Origin of the sequence: Pantoea sp. YR525 (genome assembly GCF_900116775.1) — a bacterium.
Classification (GTDB): domain Bacteria; phylum Pseudomonadota; class Gammaproteobacteria; order Enterobacterales; family Enterobacteriaceae; genus Pantoea; species Pantoea symbiotica.
In genome coordinates, this window is the sequence record NZ_FPBU01000004.1 from 87,260 (window position 1) to 105,884 (window position 18,625).

The window sequence follows — 18,625 nt, forward strand, 5'->3', positions numbered from 1 at the left end:
ACGGAGCCACGCGATGACAACACAACCGATGATAATTACGCTCAGCTCCCAGGCCGCCGACGCGCGCTGGGGTGATAAAGCGCTGCTGAGCAGTAACGAAAGTGGCATGACCATTCACCTGACTGGCGCAGATGCGCTGATGAGCATCCAGCGCGCGGGTCGCAAGCTGGACGGTCAGGGCATTCGTCACGTCTCACTGCAGGGCGAAGGCTGGGATTTAGAGAAGTGCTGGGCATTATGGCAAGGCTATCGCAGCCCGAAAGGCAAACGTCAGGTCGAGTGGCCGGAATTCAATGAGGCCGATCAGGCTGAATTTGCACGTCGCCTAAAGATCGTTGATTGGGTGCGCGACACCATCAACCTGCCGGCGGAAGATCTTAGTCCAGAGCAGCTGGCGCATAACTCGGTTGATCTGATCAACGAAGTGGGCGGCAAAGCGGTGAGCTATCGCATCACCAAAGGCGACGATCTGCGCGAGCAGGGTTATGCCGGTATTCACACCGTGGGCCGTGGTTCAACGCGCGCGCCGGTATTGCTGGCGCTGGATTACAACCCAAGCGGCGATGAAAGTGCGCCGGTTTATGCTTGTCTGGTCGGTAAAGGTATCACCTTTGATACCGGCGGTTACAGCCTGAAGCAAAGCGCCTTCATGGACTCGATGAAGTCTGATATGGGCGGCGCGGCAACCTTGACCGGCGCACTGGCGCTGGCGATTTCGCGCGGTCTGAATAAGCGCGTGAAACTGTATCTGTGCTGCGCCGACAACATGGTCAGCGGCAACGCATTCCGCCTGGGCGATATCATTCGCTATCGCAACGGTAAAACCGTGGAAGTGATGAACACCGATGCGGAAGGTCGTCTGGTATTGGCCGATGGCCTGATCGATGCCAGCGAGCAGAATCCTGAACTGCTGATCGATGCGGCAACCCTGACCGGCGCGGCGAAAACTGCTCTGGGTAATGATTACCACGCGCTGTTTACCTTTGACGATGTGCTGGCGGAATCGCTGCTCGGCAGTGCGACCGGCGAAAACGAAGCCTTCTGGCGCTTGCCGCTGGCCGAGTTCCATCGCAGCCATCTGCCTTCGAACTTTGCCGATCTGAATAACATCGCCAGCCCGTCACACGCGGCAGGTGCCAGCAGCGCGGCGGCGTTCCTGTCGCATTTCGTCAGCAAATATCAGCAAGGCTGGCTGCACATTGACTGCTCCGCGACGTATCGCAAAGGCGCGGTGGATCAGTGGTCCGCTGGTGCGACCGGTTTGGGTGTGCGCACCGTCGCCAATCTGTTACTGAAATAGCCCTCATCACGGCAGGCGTAAGCTTGCCGTCTTTTTTGGAATACGACAAATGAGTAACCGTCTTGAAGAGGTGCTGAAGCTGGCGGCCACCGAGCCTGCGCACCGTCCGGAATTTTTCCAACTGCTGCTGGACGCCGATGTTTGGGTGCCAGGCGAAAGTCCCGCTGAGCAGTTTGATGCAACTTCGCCGGTCGAATTACAGCATTGGGAAAAAGAGGGTGGCGGCAGCGTGATCCCGTTCTTCACCTCCGAAGAAGCGATGGGTGAGGCAATCAAAGATGAGCAGCCTTATCTGCGCATGCCAGTGCGTACGCTGTTTGAGATTACGCAAGGCGAAACGCTGTTCCTCAATCCGAAGCTGCCAGCGGGCAAAGAGTTTTCGCCGGGTGAAATCGCGCATCTGATTGGCGAAGAGGGCAGTGCGCTGAGCCAGCAAACCGTGCTGGAAGGCGGCCAGGCGCTGCTGCTGTCTGAAGTGGCCGAGCCGCCAGCGCAGATGGTCGATTCGTTAACGCAGCTGTTTGCCAAATACAAACAGGTGCGCCGTGCTTACATCGCCAGCATTCGTGAAAGCGCCACCGAAGAACCTAACCTGCTGATTGGTATCGAAGCCGATAGCGATATCGATGAGATTATTCAAGCGGCGGGCGGCGTAGCAACGGATACGCTGGCCGATGATGCACCCATTGATATTTGTGAAGTGGTGAATGAAGATCGCGGCGTGAGCCACTTCTTTACTGCCCACATCACGCCATTCTATGAACGTCGCTGGGGCAGTTTCCTGCGCGATTTCAAGGGCAGTCAGCGGATTATATAACCCGCACCTTACATGTAGGGTCGCCATTTATGGCGACCTGCTATCACTTCTCGATCGGTAAATCGTCGCGGCTGCCCCATTCGCCCCACGAACCGTCGTACAGCGTCACATCCCGTACACCCAGCGACGTCAGCGCCAGAATCACCACCACCGCCGTAACACCTGAACCGCAGCTGGCAATCACCGGCTGATCCAGTTTTACGCCCGCCTGAGCAAACAGATCGCGCAGTTCCGCTGCCGGTTTCAGTTCACCATTTACCACCAAACTGTTCCACGGCACGTTCAAGCTGTGAGGAATATGCCCGCGCAGCAAGCCCGGACGCGGTTCATCCACTTCGGCATTAAAACGGTTGGCCGCGCGTGCATCGACGATTTGCGCACCGCCTTCGTGGCTGATTAGCAGCACGTCGGTCAGGCGTTTCACCTGTGTGCCATCATAAGTCGCTTCGAATTCGCCTTCCGGTAAACTTACTGGTCCGGTGGTGACATCGAAACCGGCCGCTTTCCAGCCCTGTAATCCTCCGGCCAGAATCGACACATTTTCGCAGCCAAAGGCGCGCAGCATCCACCACGCGCGCGGTGCCGAGAACAGGTTGCCTTCGTCATACACCACCAGATGTTTATCCTGGCTGACGCCCAATTCGCGCATCGCCACCGCAAAGGATTCGGCGCGCGGCATCATGTGCGGATAAGGCGAGGTGTGATCGGACAACGCTTCGATATCGAAGAACGGGGCATTCGGCAGATGGCTAGCCAGATATTCAGCCTGCAGATCGCGTACGGCTTCCTGGCCAGGCGGCAACATGCGGGCATCAAGCACCTGCAATGTTTCCTCGGTGTAATGTTCTTTCAACCAATCAGCGGACACAAATATGGCTGTCATAGCAACCTCTTCTCAGCAAACGGGAAACGACCAGTGTCCGGGAATGTGAACGCTATCTCAAGGGTGTGATTGCTAAAGTTGGCGGGTTGATGTGAAATTGCGCGAAATTACGTTTTCTTAACTTCTGGGACTGGTGAGGGAATTACCATGGCAAAACGTTTTAACCGGCTGCTGCTCAGCGCGCTGATCGGTGGTGTATTACTGGGCGGCGTAACCTCAACGATTCACGCGCAGGAAACACCAGTCGCAGCAACAACGCCGCAATCGCTGTCCGTTATCGATCTCTCCGAACTGCAACTCGACGGCGCTGCCGCGCTGGTGTTGACCTTCAACTCGCCGCTTGATAGCAAACAGGATTTTGCCGCGCACGTGCAAATTACCGATGAGAAAAGTGGCAAGGTCGACGGCGGCTGGGAGCTGGCGCAAAACGGTAAAGCGCTGCGTTTTCGTCATCCTGAACCGTCGCGCAAGTTGACAGTTAACGTCGATGCTGGTCTCAAAGCGGCCGATGGCAGCACCTTATCCGCGCCTTTTAATCAAACGCTCACCACGCGCGATATCCAGCCGATGGTGGGTTTTGCCAGTCGCGGATCGCTGTTGCCGCTGCGTCTGACGCAGGGTTTGCCGGTGCTGGCATTAAATGTGAATAACGTCGACGTCGATTTCTTCCGCGTGAAAAGTGCCTCGCTAGCCGATTTTCTCGCCCAGTGGAATTACGGCAACAACATGTCGTACTGGGAATCGCGCGAGCTGCTGAAAAATGCCGATCTGGTTTACGGCGCACGCTTCGATCTCAATCCGGCGCGCAATACGCGCGAGAAAATGCAGCTGCCGCTGGGCGATATCGATGCGCTGAAACAGCCGGGCGTCTATCTGGCGGTGATGAAACAGGCCGGAACCTACAACTACACGCAGCCGGCGACACTGTTCACATTGAGCGACATCGGTTTGTCGCTGCACCAATTCCCCGAACAGCTGGAACTGTTCGCCCAAAGCCTGGCCAACGGCGAGCCGCTGGATGATGTCAGCGTGCAGTTGCTGGATGAAAAAGGCAAACAACTCGCCAGCGGCACCAGCGACAGCAACGGTCATCTGCGCTTACCGGCGAATGCCAAAGGCAAACTGCTGCTGGCGACGCAAAAGGGCCAAACCTCGCTGATCGATCTCAATCGTCCGGCGTTGGATCTGGCTGAATTTCCGATTGATGGTCCGCAAGGCTACGACAAACAGTTCTTCGTATTTGGTCCGCGCGATCTCTATCGTCCGGGTGAAACGGTGATCGTCAACGCGCTGCTGCGTGATGCTGACGGCAAACCATTGCCGCCGCAGCCGGTGAAAGCCGAAGTGGTGCAGCCGAATGGCGAAGTGTCGCAGACCTTTGTCTGGCAGCCGGAAAACGGCGTCTATCAACATCGTTTCGCGTTACCTGCTTCCGCAATGACTGGCGAATGGACGCTGCGCATCAACAGCGGCGATAACCAGCCGCGCAGTTGGCCGTTCCACGTAGAAGACTTCCTGCCAGAGCGCATGGCACTGGATCTAACCAACAGCGCGCAGCCGGTGACGCCAGATGACGACATTACTTTTGCGGTCGAAGGCCGCTATTTGTACGGTGCGCCTGCCGCAGGTAACGAGTTGCAAGGGCAGCTGTTCCTGCGCCCGGCACGTGAAGCGGTGGCCGCGCTGCCAGGCTATCAATTTGGCGACATCACTGAAGAGCTGAAGCGTTCACTCAATGATGTGGATGAGAAGCTGGATGAGAGCGGTAAGTTGCAGCTCAACGTTGAGAGCAGCTGGAAAGAGAGCCATTCGCCGCTCAATCTGATTCTGCAAGCCAGCTTGCTGGAAACCGGCGGCCGTCCGGTGACGCGCCGTGCGACTCAGGCAATTTGGCCGGCTCCGGCGCTGCCCGGCATTCGCCCGCTGTTTAACAGCGAATCGGTGTATGACTATCGCACCGACCGCTATCACGATGAGCCGACCGTGGCGGAAAACAGCCTTGCGGAGTTCGACGTGGTCTACGCCAATCCGCAGGGCGAGAAACTGGCGGCATCAGATCTTGATGTGCGCCTGATCCACGAACGCCGCGACTATTACTGGAGCTTCTCTGACAGCGAAGGCTGGCAGTCGCGCTTCGATCAAAAGGATCTGCAGGAGGAGCAGCAGCGCATCACTATTGCGGTGGGCGGCAGCCAGAAAGTGAGCTTCCCGGTGGAGTGGGGCACCTATCGCCTGGAAGTGCATGCCGGCGACAACATCATCAGCAGCGTGCGTTTCCAGGCCGGATATTGGTGGCAGGACAACACCAACGGCACCGGCGCGCTGCGTCCGGATCAGGTCAAACTGAAAATCGATAAAACCGCCTATCAGGCGGGCGACACCGCGCATGTACAGGTGGAATCGCCTGCTGCCGGTAAAGGCTATCTGATGGTGGAATCCAGCAGCGGCACGCTGTGGTGGCAACTGCTAAACGTTCCGGCGGGCGGCGCGACCATTGATGTACCGATTAGCGACAGCTGGAAGCGACACGATCTCTATCTTAGCGCCATCGTGGTGCGTGACGGCGACAAAGCCAGCGGCGTCACGCCGAAACGTGCGGTGGGCTTGCTGCATCTGCCGATGGCGACTGAAGCGCGTCGCCTCAGCTTAGCGCTCGACGCGCCGGATAAAATTCGTCCTGAGCAGACGCTAAAAGTGAAGGTCAAAGCCAGCCGTGAAGGTGGCGCGTTGCCGCAGCAGGTTCAGGTATTGCTCTCGGCGGTGGACAGCGGCGTGCTTAACATTACCGATTACAAAACCCCGAATCCGTGGGACGCGTTTTTTGGCCGTAAGCGCTACAACGCCGATCAGTACGATGTGTTCGGTCAGTTGATTGAAGGCGGTGGCAAGCTGGCCGCGCTGCGCTTTGGTGGTGACGGCGACGATGCCGATGCGCTGTCGCGCGGCGGTAAAAAGCCGGTCACAGAGGTGCAGATTGTGGCGCAACAGTTGCAGCCCGTAACGCTGGATGCCAACGGCGAAGGTACGCTGGAACTGCCGATTCCGGCGTTTAATGGCGAATTGCGTTTGATGGCGCAGGTGTGGAGCGACGACAGTTTCGGCTCGGCCGATCGCAAGCTGGTGGTCGCTGCGCCGTTGATCAGCGAACTGGCGACGCCGCGCTTCCTGGCCAGCGGCGATCAATCTACGCTGGCGCTGGATCTCACCAACCTCACCGATCAACCGCAGACGCTGAAAATCAACGTCACGGCCAGCGGCCAGATCGCCCTTAACGGCCAGATCCCCGCCAGCGTGCAGCTGGCGAAAGGCGCGCGCACCACCTTGCAGATTCCGGTCAAAGCGCAGGGCGGCTTTGGTGAGGGCGATGTGCAGGTCAAGGTGTCCGGCATGAGTTTGCCGGGCGAAACGCTGGCAGCAAGTGAGCGCAAATGGAAAATTGGCGTGCGTCCGGCTTATCCGGCACAAACGCTGAGTTTCGATAATGTGATGCAAACCGGCCAGAACTGGCAGGTGATGGCGAGCGCCTTCAATGGCTTGCAGCAGGATACTTTGAGCGGACAGCTGTCACTCAGCAACCGTCCGCCGCTGAATATCGCCAGCTATATCAGTTCGCTGTATGCCTATCCTTATGGCTGCCTTGAACAGACCGCCAGCGGCATTTGGCCGTCGGTGTTCACTAATCACGCGCAACTGACGGCGATGGGCATCAAAACCAGTAACGATGAAGCGCGTCGCGCCTCGATTGATACCGGCATCGCGCGCCTTGCCGGCATGCAGCGCGGCAACGGCAGCTTTGGTTTGTGGAGCAAAGAGAGTCAGGAAGAGTTCTGGCTGACGGCTTACGTCACTGATTTCCTGCTGCGCGCCAGCGAAGCCGGTTACAGCGTGCAGGATGGCGTGATTACCCGCGCCGACGAACGTCTGCTGCGCTATCTGCAGGATCCCACGCAAATCGAAACCAGCTGGAGCAGCGATGCAGATGGTTTGCGTTTCAGCGTGCAGGCCTATGCCGGATTGGTGTTGGCACGTCAGCAGCAGGCACCGCTCGGCGCGTTGCGTGCGCTGTATGAAAAGCGCGATCAGGCTAAATCGGGTCTCGCGATGGTGCAGCTTGGTGTGGCGTTGAAGCTGATGGGCGATCAACAGCGCGCACAACTGGCGCTGGCGCAGGGCATTGGGCTGGAACGTAAGCCTAACAGCTGGCTCGGCGATTACGGCAGCCCGGTGCGCGATCGCGCATTGATTTTGTCGTTGTTGACGGAAAACCAGCTGCTGCCGGAGATGCAAGGTCCGCTGCTGATCGAGCTGGCGAAAGCGGTGCACGGACAGCGCTGGTTCTCGACCCAGGAAAACAACGCGTTGTTCCTCGCCGCCCGCACCTTGCAGCAGCATAAAGGCGAAAGCTGGCAGGCGACACTACAAGGCAAAGCGGAACCGCTCAGCAGCAATCAGCCGCTCAATATTGGTATGACGGAAGATCAGCTTCGCCAGGGCGTGTCGGTGAAAAGCGACAACGCGTCGCCGCTTTACGGCACGCTAAATGTGGTGGGTTATCCGCGCACCGCACCGTCGCCGATGAGCAACGTGCTGCAGATCAGTCGTGAGTACTTCACGCTGGATGGTAAGCCGGCGGATCTCACCAACCTGAAAAGTGGTGAACTGCTGGTGGTACGTCTCAAAGTCGCGGCCAGCGAGCGCGTCAGTGATGCGCTGGTGGTGGATCTGCTGCCTGCCGGACTGGAGCTGGAAAACCAGAACCTGAGCGACAGCAGCGCCAGTTTAGGCGACAGCGCCGATGCGCTGAAAGAGAGCATGATGGATATGCAGCAAGCCAACATTAAGCATATCGAATTCCGTGACGATCGCTTTGTCGCCGCGCTGTCGCTGGATGGCTACACGCCGGGCACGCTGCTGTATCTGGCGCGCGCGGTCACACCGGGCAGCTATCGCTTGCCGCCGCCGCAGGTGGAATCGATGTATGTGCCGGAATGGCGCGCGATTGGCAGCACGCCGGAAAAAATCAATGTGCGTTAACCATTAATGTCTGGAAGTAAGCGACTGAAGCGGTGGCGCTGGCTGCCGCTTTTTTTACTGGTGCTGCTGGCCGCGCTGTGGCTGCTGGATCGACTTACGCCGCTGCCGATGCGTGAGTTGCAGCCGGCGCGCGTGGTGGTAGCCGAAGACGGTACGCCGCTGTGGCGCTTTGCTGATCAACAAGGCGTGTGGCGCTATCCGGTGACGCTGGAGGATGTCTCACCCGCTTATATCGAGGCGCTGCTGACCTACGAAGATCGCTGGTTTTGGCATCATCCCGGCATCAATCCGATGGCGATTGTGCGTGCAGTCGGGCAGAACGTGTTGCATCACGGCGTGGTCTCCGGCGGCAGTACGCTCACCATGCAGGTGGCGCGGCTTATTGATCCGCAACCGCGCACGCTGCGCGGTAAAGTGGTGCAGGCGTGGCGCGCGCTACAGCTCGAATATCATCTCTCAAAACGCGACATCCTTACGCTGTATCTCAATCGCGCCCCTTTTGGCGGCACGGTTGAGGGCGTTGGCGCGGCGAGCTGGATGTGGCTGGGGAAACCGCCATCGCAACTTACCAAAGGGGAAGCGGCGCTGCTGGCGGTGCTGCCACAGGCGCCGAGCCGCCTGCGTCCGGACCGCTGGCCACAGCGCGCCGAAGCCGCACGCAACAAGGTGTTGGATCGCCTCGCGCAATATCACGTCTGGTCAGTGCAGGATGTCGCCGATATCAAACAAGAAGCGGTGTGGCTGCCGCCGCGTCAGATGCCGCAACGCGCGCCGCTGCTGGCTCGCCGCTTATTGTCGCTGTCACCCGACAACAAAATCACCTCAACCATTGATGTGTCGCTGCAGCGCGAACTGGAGAATCTGGCGGCGTCGTTGAAAAGCAACTTGCCGCCGCGCACCTCGTTGGCGCTGTTGGTGGTGGATCACCAAAACATGAAAGTGCGCGGCTATGTCGGTTCGGTGGATTTCAATGACGACAGCCGTTTTGGTCACGTCGATATGATCTCCAGCGTGCGATCGCCCGGATCAGTGCTGAAGCCCTTTGTCTACGGCATGGCGCTGGACGATGGGTTGATACATGGTGAATCGTTGCTGCAGGATGTGCCGCGCCGCTTCGGCGACTATCGTCCCGGTAACTTCGACTCGGGTTTTCACGGACCGGTGAGCGCCAGCGATGCGCTGGAGCGATCGCTCAATCTTCCTGCGGTGCAGTTGCTGGATGCGCTGGGACCAAAAACCGTTGCTGCGCGTTTGCGTAACGTGGGATTGAATCTGCGCTTTCCAGCCGGCGCAGAACCCAATCTGTCGCTGGTGCTGGGCGGTACCGGCGCGCGCATGGATGAGATTGTGGCGGCCTACAGCGCCTTTGCCCGTCACGGCAATGCGGCACAGTTGCGCTGGCTGACGACACAACCGCTGCAGGAAAGGCCGCTGTTGTCGCCGGGTGCGGCATGGATTGTGCGGCGCATTTTGGCTGGCGCGGCGCAACCTCCGGCCATCGGCACGGTAGCGGATATCGCGCCTTTGGCGTGGAAAACCGGTACCAGCTACGGCTATCGCGATGCATGGACGATTGGTATCACGCCACGCTATCTGATTGGCGTGTGGGTTGGGCGACCGGATGCGACACCGGTCGCCGGGCAATTTGGTTTTGCTTCGGCGGTGCCGGTGATGAATCAGGTTAATAATTTGCTGGCTGGCCATATGCCGGTGAACGGTGCGCCGCGCGATCCGCGTCCGCAAGCTGTCAGCGCCATGAGCATTTGCTGGCCTGGCGGTCAGCCGTTGCCCATCGGCGACGTGAACTGTCGCCAGCGTCGTCAGAGTTGGGTATTGAATCAAACCGTGCCGCCAACGCTGCTGGCGCCGGGGCAGGAAGGCGTTAATGGTTTGCGCCAGCGTTACTGGCAGAACAGCCGGGGATTGCGCGTAGCAGCAGACTGCCCGGATGCACAAAGTCATGAGCGCCTGATGTGGCCGCTGCCGCTTGAGCCCTGGCTGCCGGTTGCTGAACGCCGTGCGCAGCGCCTGCCGCCGATCGATCCCGCTTGTCCGCCGCTCAATCAGGGCAACGCGCCGCCGATGGTGATTACCGGTGTGATCAACGGCCAGCGCGTACAGCCGCTGCCGGGCAAAGTGGTGCTGGTGATGCCGGTAGCGGTGCAGGGCGGACAAGGTGAGCAGCGCTGGTGGTTTTTAAACGGGCAGCCGCTGGAGCGGGACGCGAATAATAAGGGTGCGGCGTTGGTGCTGGATGAGCCGGGCAGTTATCAACTGGTGGTGATGGATGAAGCGGGGCAACTCTCATCGGTGGCCTTTACCCGCGGTTGAGTGCATGGATATGGCATACTTTTTGCCTGCGCGCCCCGACAAAAATCAATTATTTTCAATAATTCCGCTAATCGCTAATAGGCAACGCGCCATGATGTCCCTATAATCGGCGCGTTTTCTTACCGGGAGGAGCTCCCGGATTCTTCAGGATGCTAACTAGAGGTCAACATGGCAATCGAACGTACTTTCTCAATCGTGAAACCAAACGCCGTCGCTAAGAACGTGATTGGTGCAATCTATAACCGTTTTGAAAGCGCGGGCTTCAAAATCGTTGGCGCAAAAATGCTGCACCTGACCAAAGAGCAGGCTGAAGGCTTCTACGCTGAGCATAAAGGCCGTCCATTCTTTGATGGTCTGGTTGAATTCATGACTTCTGGCCCAGTTGTGGTTTCTGTACTGGAAGGCGAAAACGCCGTTCAGCGTCACCGCGATCTGATGGGTGCAACTAACCCAGACAACGCGCTGGCAGGTACTCTGCGTGCCGATTACGCGGACAGCTTCACCGAGAACGCGACCCACGGTTCTGACTCTGCTGAATCTGCAGCACGCGAAATCGCGTACTTCTTCGCAGAAAACGAAGTCTGCCCACGCACTCGCTAAGTGCGTTGATGGCCTGAGCGGACACGCGTCTTTACAGCTGTTCAACATCTGTGAAACGGTTCCCCTGGCATCATGCAGCAGATGTAGTACAATTATGCGCCCTTGTTGAGCCAGCCTCAGCGAGGGCGCTGTTTTTTTCCTACTATTAACCAGAGCCGTAACGTGTAACAACGAGGCCAGAGAACATTATGTCCGAACAGATTGTGACGCCGTCGTCCGCTTCCCCCGTGGTTGTTTCCCCAAAAAATGAAAAAATTAACCTGCTGGATCTTAACCGTCAGCAGATGCGCGAATTCTTTCTTGAGATGGGCGAAAAGCCGTTCCGTGCCGATCAGGTCATGAAGTGGATGTATCACTACTGCTGCGATGATTTCGAGCAGATGACCGACATCAACAAAGTGCTGCGCGGTAAGCTGATGCAGCGCGCTGAAATCCGTGCGCCGGAAGTGGCGGAAGAGATGCGTTCCACCGATGGCACCATTAAATGGGCGATCCGCGTGGGCGACCAGCTGGTTGAAACCGTCTATATCCCGGAAGCAGATCGCGCAACTTTGTGCGTCTCTTCGCAGGTAGGCTGTGCGCTGGAGTGCAAATTCTGTTCGACGGCGCAGCAGGGCTTTAACCGCAACCTGCGCGTCTCAGAAATTATCGGCCAGGTTTGGCGCGCCGCGAAAATCATCGGTGCCGCGAAAATTACCGGTCAGCGTCCGATCACCAACGTGGTGATGATGGGCATGGGCGAGCCGCTACTCAACCTGAACAACGTGGTACCGGCAATGGACATCATGCTGGACGACTTCGGTTTCGGCCTGTCAAAACGTCGCGTTACGCTGTCAACCTCAGGCGTGGTACCGGCGCTGGATAAGCTGGGCGACATGATCGACGTAGCGCTGGCGATTTCGCTGCACGCGCCGAACGATGCCATTCGTGACGAGATCGTGCCGATTAACAAAAAGTACAACATCGAGACTTTCCTTGCGGCGGTAAAACGCTATATCGGCAAATCCAACGCCAATCAGGGCCGTGTGACCATTGAGTACGTGATGTTGGATCACGTCAATGACAGCACCGACAACGCGCATGAACTGGCGGCACTGCTGAAAGAGACGCCGTGCAAAATCAACCTGATTCCGTGGAACCCGTTCCCCGGCGCGCCATATGGCCGTAGCTCCAACAGCCGTATCGACCGCTTCTCCAAAGTGCTGATGGATTATGGTTTCACTACCATCGTGCGTAAAACCCGTGGTGACGATATCGACGCCGCTTGTGGTCAGCTGGCGGGCGATGTGATCGACCGTACCAAGCGTACGCTGCGTAAGAAAATGGCAGGTGAAGCCATCTCTGTGAAGGCGCTCTGAAAGCCAGCGCCTGCTGATATTCACCGGGCGTAACTCATGTCAGTCTCTCCGCATATTTTTCATGGAGAGACTGAAATGCGTAAAGGATTACCCGCAGCGATTCTGGCTGGCTTTGTTGTAACCGGTTGTGTCAATCATCCCGCACAGCAAAGCGCAGCGGATATTCGTTTGCAGCTCGGATTGCACTATCTGGCGGTGAAGGATTATGCCGCCGCACAGCGCAATTTATTGCGTGCTCAGCAGGCAGCGCCAAAAGATTATCGTGTCCCGTTGGCTCTTGCTCGGGTGGCGCAGGCGCAGCAGAATAGCGCGCAAACTCGCTGGCACTATCAGCGGGCGCAGCAGTTAGCGCCGTTGAATGGTTATGTGGCTAACAATTACGGTGCGTTTCTCTGCGGTTTAAGGCAGTATGACGAAGCGCATCAACAGTTTAAGCTGGCAATTGAGGCGCAGGAAATCGATGCTCGTCAGGATGCATTCCTGTTTTCGGGCTATTGTTACCTGCAGGCTGATGAGAGTGCCGCAGCGCGCGAGCAGTTAGGTTACGCGCTGGATGCCGCACCGGAGCAGGGCAGTCAACTGCTAAGGGAAGTGGAAAGGCGGCTTGAACAGCAGGAACAGCAGTCGGTTCCGCTGCTTTTAGAAGTGTACCATCAGCATTTGCCGGCAACGGCAGAGAGCCTGTGGTTACAGATACGTTTCGCCGCGCAACAGGGAAACGCTGCTGACGTTACACGTTATGGCGACCGGTTGGCGCGAAGTTTTCCACAATCGATACAGTACCAGCGTTATTTAGCTAATGAATACTGAAGCCACTCAAGAGAATTCTGCAGTACATTCCACAGGTGAACGCCTGCGTCTGGCCCGTGAGCAGATGGGGCTGACCCAGCAAAACGTCGCTGAACGCCTGTGCCTGAAACTTACTACCGTGCGTGATATTGAAGAGGATAAGTCACCTGCTGATTTAGCGTCGACATTCCTGCGCGGATACATTCGCTCCTATGCCCGACTGGTGCATGTACCGGAAGATGACCTGCTGCCGATGATGGCAAAACAGGCTCCGGTGCGCGCCGCCAAGATCGAGCCGATGCAGAGCTTCTCATTGGGTAAGCGTCGTAAAAAGCGCGATGGCTGGCTGATGATCTTCACCTGGTTGGTGATTTTTGTCGTAGTCGGTTTAACCGGTGCGTGGTGGTGGCAGAACCATAAAGCGTCACAGGCTGATTTGGTGTCGATGGCCGATCAAAACGGCAGCGGCGACAATAGCCAGTCCATTCCATTGGGCGATAACAGCACCGACAGTAATGCCGATGCGGATACCAACGCTGCCGGTACGCCAGTTGATAACGGTGCTGGCGCTGTCGCCACGCCGGAAAGCAATACTGCCGCACCTGCGGCGAGCACTAGCAATACCGCGCAAACCAACGGCAGCGATAACGCCGTGGTTTCGCCAAGCCAGGCACCGATTGATACGGCACCGCCAGCGGCGACGTCTCCGGCCCCAGCCAACAGCGTTCCTGCCGGCCAGATGCCTACTGGAAATGCGGCAGTCAGCCAACCGGCGGGCGATCCGAATGCCATCGTGATGAACTTCAAAGCCGATTGCTGGCTGGAAGTCAGCGATGCGACCGGCAAGAAGTTGTTCAGCGGTCTGCAACGTAGCGGCGGTAAGCTGAGTTTGTCCGGAACGGCTCCGTATCGTCTGAAAATTGGCGCACCAGGTGCGGTTGACGTGCAATATCAGAATCAACCAGTTGATTTAAGTCGTTTTATCCGTAATAACCAGGTTGCCCGTCTGACGCTGGGTGCGCAATAACGCGCAGCGCGCTTTCCGGGTAATTGTGGAGAGAGAATATGCATAACGAAGCACCCATTATCCGTCGCAAATCAACACGGATTTACGTCGGCAAGGTGCCAGTTGGCGATGGTGCGCCCATCGCCGTTCAGTCAATGACCAACACCCGCACCACTGACGTGGACGCCACCGTTAACCAGATTCGCCAGCTTGAGCGCGTCGGGGTTGATATCGTGCGCGTCTCCGTTCCCACGATGGATGCGGCTGAAGCCTTCAAACTGATTAAGCAACAGGTCAACGTGCCGCTGGTAGCGGACATTCACTTTGACTATCGCATCGCACTGAAAGTCGCTGAATATGGCGTGGATTGTTTGCGTATCAATCCAGGCAACATCGGCAACAATGAGCGTATCCGCCAGGTGGTGGATTGTGCGCGTCATTACAATATTCCGATCCGTATCGGCGTGAATGCCGGTTCGCTGGAAAAAGATCTGCAGGAAAAATACGGCGAGCCAACGCCGCAAGCGCTGCTCGAATCCGCGATGCGCCATGTGGATCACCTCGATCGCCTCAACTTTGATCAGTTCAAAGTGAGCGTCAAAGCCTCCGACGTCTTCCTTGCCGTTGAATCCTATCGTCTGCTGGCGAAAGCCATCGATCAACCGCTGCACCTCGGTATCACCGAAGCGGGCGGCGCGCGTGCCGGTTCAGTGAAATCGGCGATTGGTTTAGGTCTGCTGCTGGCCGAAGGCATTGGCGATACGCTGCGTATTTCGCTGGCGGCCGATCCGGTTGAAGAAGTGAAAGTCGGCTACGACATCCTCAAATCTCTGCGCATCCGCGCGCGCGGCATCAACTTTATTGCTTGCCCGACTTGCTCGCGTCAGGAGTTTGATGTCATCGGTACGGTGAATGCGCTGGAAGAGCGTCTGGAAGACATCATCACGCCGATGGATATTTCCATCATCGGCTGCGTGGTGAACGGTCCGGGTGAAGCGACAGTTTCTACCCTTGGCGTTACCGGCGGCGCCAAGAAAAGCGGCTTCTACGAAGATGGTGTGCGCCAGCGCGATCGTCTCGATAACAACGACATGATCGACCAGCTGGAAGCACGTATTCGCGCCAAAGCCAGCATGCTGGATGAAAGCCGCCGCATCAACGTGCAGCAGCTGGAAAAATAATCGTGGTGCGCGCCTGTCGCGTGCCAGTTTGTGATTGAACCTGTGCGGTTTCATCCTCATAAGGTATGATGCCGCTCAGGTTTTTTTGTCTTAAAGAGATTCTAACGTGGCGAAGAATATTCAAGCGATTCGCGGGATGAACGATTACCTGCCGGCGGATACCGCGATTTGGCAGCGTATTGAAGGCACCCTTAAGCAGGTGCTGGCCAGCTATGGTTACAGTGAAATCCGTCTGCCAATCGTTGAGCACACCCCGTTGTTCAGCCGCGCGATCGGTGAAGTCACCGACGTGGTTGAGAAAGAGATGTACACCTTTGAAGACCGCAACGGCGAAAGCCTGACGCTGCGTCCGGAAGGCACTGCAGGTTGCGTGCGTGCCGGTATCGAGCACGGTCTGCTGTACAATCAGGAACAGCGTCTGTGGTACACCGGCCCGATGTTCCGCTACGAGCGTCCGCAGAAAGGTCGTTATCGCCAGTTCCACCAAATGGGTGTGGAAGTCTTTGGCCTGCAAGGCCCGGACGTGGATGCTGAGCTGATCATGATGACCGCGCGCTGGTGGAAAGCGTTAGGTATCGCCGATCACGTTGAGCTTGAGCTGAACTCTATCGGTTCGCTGGACGCGCGCGCCAACTATCGCAGCGCGCTGGTGGCGTTCCTGGAGCAACATCAGGACGTACTCGACGAAGATTGCAAACGCCGCATGTATACCAATCCACTGCGCGTACTCGACAGCAAAAATCCTGACATCCAGAAACTGTTAAATGATGCGCCAACGCTGGGCGAATTCCTTGATGAGGAGTCGCGCGAGCACTTCAGCGGGCTGTGCGCCTTGCTGGACGACGCGGGCATTAAATATCGTATCAACCAGCGCCTGGTGCGCGGCCTCGATTACTACAACCGTACCGTGTTTGAATGGGTGACCAGCAGCCTCGGTTCGCAGGGCACCGTATGCGGTGGCGGACGTTACGATGGTTTAGTTGAACAGTTGGGTGGCCGTGCCACGCCAGCGGTTGGTTTTGCCATGGGCATGGAGCGTTTGGTGTTGCTGGTGCAAGCGGTTAATCCAGAATTTGAACCGACGCGCATTGTTGATGTCTATGTTATCGCTTCGGGGCAGGGCGTTCAGTCCGCCGCGATGCAACTGGCGGAAAAACTGCGTGATGCTGATCCGGCATTGAAGCTGATGACCAACTTCGGTGGCGGTAACTTCAAGAAGCAGTTTGGACGTGCAGACAAGTGGGGCGCACGCATTGCGCTGGTGCTGGGCGAAGATGAAGTGAAAGCGGGCCAGGTTGTGGTGAAAGACTTGCGTACTGGCGATCAACAGACGCTGGCTCAGAGCGACGCCGCTGCAACGTTGCGCACGCTGCTGCAGTAAGCGCAGCACTGCAACAGCCATTTTAAAGAGAGGGATTGCGTGGAAGTTTACAGCAACGAAAACGAACAAGTTGACGCACTGCGTCAGTTCTTTGCCAACAATGGCAAATTCCTGGCCGTTGGTGTAATCATCGGTATCGCTGCGCTGGGTGGCTGGCGTTTCTGGTCCAGCCATCAGGAAGGAACCGATAAAGCGGCATCAGCAGAATATCAACAGCTGACCAGTGCGATGCAGGCGGACAAGCCGGATTCGCTGGCAGCAGTAGCCACTTTTGCTAGCGAAAACAACAACACCTACGGTGCGTTGGCGTCGCTGGATCTGGCTAAGCAGTATGTTGAAACCAATCAGCTCGATAAAGCTATCACTCTGTTACAGAGTGGGCTGAAAGATACCAAAGATGCCAACCTGCAGGCGGTGATTAACCTGCGTCTGGCACGCATTCAGTTGCAGCAAAGTCAGGCCGATGCCGCACTTTCTACCCTTAACAATGTTAAAGGTGATGGCTGGACAGCCATTGTGGCGGACATTCGTGGCGAAGCACTGCTGAGCAAAGGCGATAAGCAGGGCGCGCGTGATGCCTGGAGCAAAGGTGCTGAATCGCAGGCCTCTCCTGCGCTGAAGCAAATGCTGCAGATGAAGATGAATAACTTAAGTTAAGCCAGTCAAGAGAGCGCACATGGAATTACGTAAATACCTGCTGCCAGGGCTGATTTCAGTCACTCTGCTCAGCGGTTGCTCGCTGTTCAGCGGCGAAGAAGATGTAGTGAAAATGGCCCCGCTGCCTAAAGTGGAAAACCAGTTTACGCCGCAGACTGCGTGGAGCACCTCGGTCGGCGACGGCGTTGGTGATTTCTATTCCAATCTGCATCCAGCCTGGCTGGACGGTACCGTGTATGCTGCGGATCGTTTTGGTGTGGTTAAAGCGCTTGATGCCAGCAATGGTAAAGAGAAATGGAAAGTCGATCTCTCTGAGAAAACCGGCTTCTTCTCGAAAAACATCTCGGCACTGCTTTCTGGCGGTGTAACGGCCAGCGGCGATCGCATCTACATCGGTAGCGAACGTGGTCAGGTATTTGCGTTAAATAGCAGCGATGGTGGCATTGCCTGGCAGACCAAGGTCGCCGGTGAAGCGCTGTCGCGTCCGGTAGTGAGCGACGGTTTAGTGCTGATCCACACCAGCAACGGTATGTTGCAAGGTCTTGATCAGAGCACTGGCGTAATCAAATGGACCGTCAACCTCGATATGCCTGCGCTGTCACTGCGCGGTGAATCGGCTCCGACCGTGGCCTTTGGTGGCGCAATTGTTGGTGGCGACAATGGCCGCGTGAGCGCAGTCATCGTCAACCAAGGTCAGCTGATTTGGCAGCAGCGTATTTCGCAGCCAAGCGGCGCAACGGAAATCGATCGCCTGAGCGACGTCGATACCACGCCAGTCGTGGTAAACGGTGTGATTTATGCGCTGGCGTATAACGGCAACCTCACCGCACTGGAACTGCGTTCTGGTCAGGTTCTGTGGAAGCGTGAGATTGGCGGCGTGAAAGACATGGTGGTGGATGCGGGTCGTATCTATCTGGTCGATCAGGATGACCGCGTGATTGCCCTGAATGCTGACGGTGGCGTGGCCATCTGGCGTCAAAGCGATCTGCTGCATCGTAATCTGACCTCGCCGGTGCTGTTCAACGGTTATCTGGTGGTGGGCGATAGCGAAGGTTATCTGCACTGGATCAACACCCTTGACGGCCGCTTCGTGGCGCAGCAGAAACTGGACAGCGATGGCTTCCAGACTGAACCGGTTGTCGCTGGTGACAAGCTGCTGATCCAGGCGAAAGGCGGAGAAGTTTACGCCATCACCCGTTAAGGAATTGGCTCTGCGGGAACCTGTTTCCCGCTCGCTTACACGGCTCCTGATTCGTCAGGGGCCGTTTCGTTTTTAGTCAGGCATGGT

At 57.2% G+C, this 18,625-nt stretch carries 13 protein-coding genes; 12 read left to right on the top strand and 1 reads right to left on the bottom strand.

Annotated elements, in window-relative coordinates; translation table 11 throughout:
• The first annotated feature begins 13 nt into the window (after positions 1–13).
• Together pepB and sseB are read left to right on the top strand one after the other, a co-directional pair.
• Positions 14–1,300, top strand: a complete 1,287-nt coding sequence (gene pepB / locus BM323_RS09295) for an aminopeptidase PepB (RefSeq protein ID WP_008108293.1) — start codon at positions 14–16, stop codon at positions 1,298–1,300.
• Positions 1,301–1,349: 49 nt separating this feature from the next.
• On the top strand, positions 1,350–2,117 hold the full coding sequence (gene sseB / locus BM323_RS09300; protein ID WP_008108294.1) for an enhanced serine sensitivity protein SseB: 768 nt from the start codon (positions 1,350–1,352) through the stop codon (positions 2,115–2,117).
• Between the two features lie 43 nt (positions 2,118–2,160).
• On the opposite strand, the gene sseA is transcribed toward sseB, so the two are convergent.
• Positions 2,161–3,000, bottom strand: a complete 840-nt coding sequence (gene sseA, locus BM323_RS09305) for a 3-mercaptopyruvate sulfurtransferase (RefSeq protein WP_008108296.1) — start codon at positions 2,998–3,000, stop codon at positions 2,161–2,163.
• A gap of 147 nt (positions 3,001–3,147) precedes the next feature.
• Between sseA and BM323_RS09310 the strand changes: the two genes are divergently transcribed.
• From BM323_RS09310 to bamB, 10 genes are all read left to right on the top strand, one after another.
• On the top strand, positions 3,148–8,034 hold the full coding sequence (locus BM323_RS09310; protein WP_008108298.1) for an alpha-2-macroglobulin family protein: 4,887 nt from the start codon (positions 3,148–3,150) through the stop codon (positions 8,032–8,034).
• A gap of 6 nt (positions 8,035–8,040) precedes the next feature.
• Complete coding sequence (gene pbpC / locus BM323_RS09315) at positions 8,041–10,365, top strand: peptidoglycan glycosyltransferase PbpC (RefSeq protein ID WP_008108300.1); 2,325 nt, start codon at positions 8,041–8,043, stop codon at positions 10,363–10,365.
• Between the two features lie 168 nt (positions 10,366–10,533).
• Entirely contained in the window at positions 10,534–10,965 is a 432-nt protein-coding gene (gene ndk, locus BM323_RS09320) for a nucleoside-diphosphate kinase (RefSeq protein ID WP_007884899.1), read from the top strand.
• Positions 10,966–11,153: 188 nt separating this feature from the next.
• Positions 11,154–12,323, top strand: coding sequence for a dual-specificity RNA methyltransferase RlmN (locus BM323_RS09325; RefSeq protein WP_007884898.1), 1,170 nt, complete (start codon positions 11,154–11,156; stop codon positions 12,321–12,323).
• Between the two features lie 75 nt (positions 12,324–12,398).
• Entirely contained in the window at positions 12,399–13,133 is a 735-nt protein-coding gene (gene pilW / locus BM323_RS09330) for a type IV pilus biogenesis/stability protein PilW (protein ID WP_008108302.1), read from the top strand.
• Positions 13,123–14,139 (top strand): cytoskeleton protein RodZ, encoded by a 1,017-nt coding sequence (gene rodZ, locus BM323_RS09335; protein WP_008108304.1) that lies wholly within the window; start codon positions 13,123–13,125, stop codon positions 14,137–14,139. The genes pilW and rodZ overlap by 11 nt, the downstream gene beginning before the upstream one ends.
• Before the next feature lie 38 nt (positions 14,140–14,177).
• Positions 14,178–15,299: a flavodoxin-dependent (E)-4-hydroxy-3-methylbut-2-enyl-diphosphate synthase gene (ispG, locus tag BM323_RS09340; protein ID WP_008108306.1), complete on the top strand. Its 1,122-nt coding sequence runs from the start codon at positions 14,178–14,180 to the stop codon at positions 15,297–15,299.
• A 106-nt stretch (positions 15,300–15,405) separates the two neighbouring features.
• Positions 15,406–16,680, top strand: coding sequence for a histidine--tRNA ligase (gene hisS, locus BM323_RS09345; protein ID WP_008108307.1), 1,275 nt, complete (start codon positions 15,406–15,408; stop codon positions 16,678–16,680).
• Between the two features lie 39 nt (positions 16,681–16,719).
• On the top strand, positions 16,720–17,337 hold the full coding sequence (locus BM323_RS09350; RefSeq protein ID WP_008108308.1) for a YfgM family protein: 618 nt from the start codon (positions 16,720–16,722) through the stop codon (positions 17,335–17,337).
• A gap of 19 nt (positions 17,338–17,356) precedes the next feature.
• On the top strand, positions 17,357–18,538 hold the full coding sequence (bamB, locus tag BM323_RS09355; RefSeq protein ID WP_008108309.1) for an outer membrane protein assembly factor BamB: 1,182 nt from the start codon (positions 17,357–17,359) through the stop codon (positions 18,536–18,538).
• Positions 18,539–18,625 lie beyond the last annotated feature (87 nt).

Excerpts from the sequence above, each read along its gene's own strand:
- pepB (WP_008108293.1), top strand. The coding sequence starts at position 14 with ATGACAACACAACCGATGATAATTACGCTCAGCTCCCAGGCCGCCGAC.
- sseB (WP_008108294.1), top strand. The coding sequence starts at position 1,350 with ATGAGTAACCGTCTTGAAGAGGTGCTGAAGCTGGCGGCCACCGAGCCT.
- sseA (WP_008108296.1), bottom strand. The coding sequence starts at position 3,000 with ATGACAGCCATATTTGTGTCCGCTGATTGGTTGAAAGAACATTACACC.
- BM323_RS09310 (WP_008108298.1), top strand. The coding sequence starts at position 3,148 with ATGGCAAAACGTTTTAACCGGCTGCTGCTCAGCGCGCTGATCGGTGGT.
- pbpC (WP_008108300.1), top strand. The coding sequence starts at position 8,041 with ATGTCTGGAAGTAAGCGACTGAAGCGGTGGCGCTGGCTGCCGCTTTTT.
- ndk (WP_007884899.1), top strand. The coding sequence starts at position 10,534 with ATGGCAATCGAACGTACTTTCTCAATCGTGAAACCAAACGCCGTCGCT.
- BM323_RS09325 (WP_007884898.1), top strand. The coding sequence starts at position 11,154 with ATGTCCGAACAGATTGTGACGCCGTCGTCCGCTTCCCCCGTGGTTGTT.
- pilW (WP_008108302.1), top strand. The coding sequence starts at position 12,399 with ATGCGTAAAGGATTACCCGCAGCGATTCTGGCTGGCTTTGTTGTAACC.
- rodZ (WP_008108304.1), top strand. The coding sequence starts at position 13,123 with ATGAATACTGAAGCCACTCAAGAGAATTCTGCAGTACATTCCACAGGT.
- ispG (WP_008108306.1), top strand. The coding sequence starts at position 14,178 with ATGCATAACGAAGCACCCATTATCCGTCGCAAATCAACACGGATTTAC.
- bamB (WP_008108309.1), top strand. The coding sequence starts at position 17,357 with ATGGAATTACGTAAATACCTGCTGCCAGGGCTGATTTCAGTCACTCTG.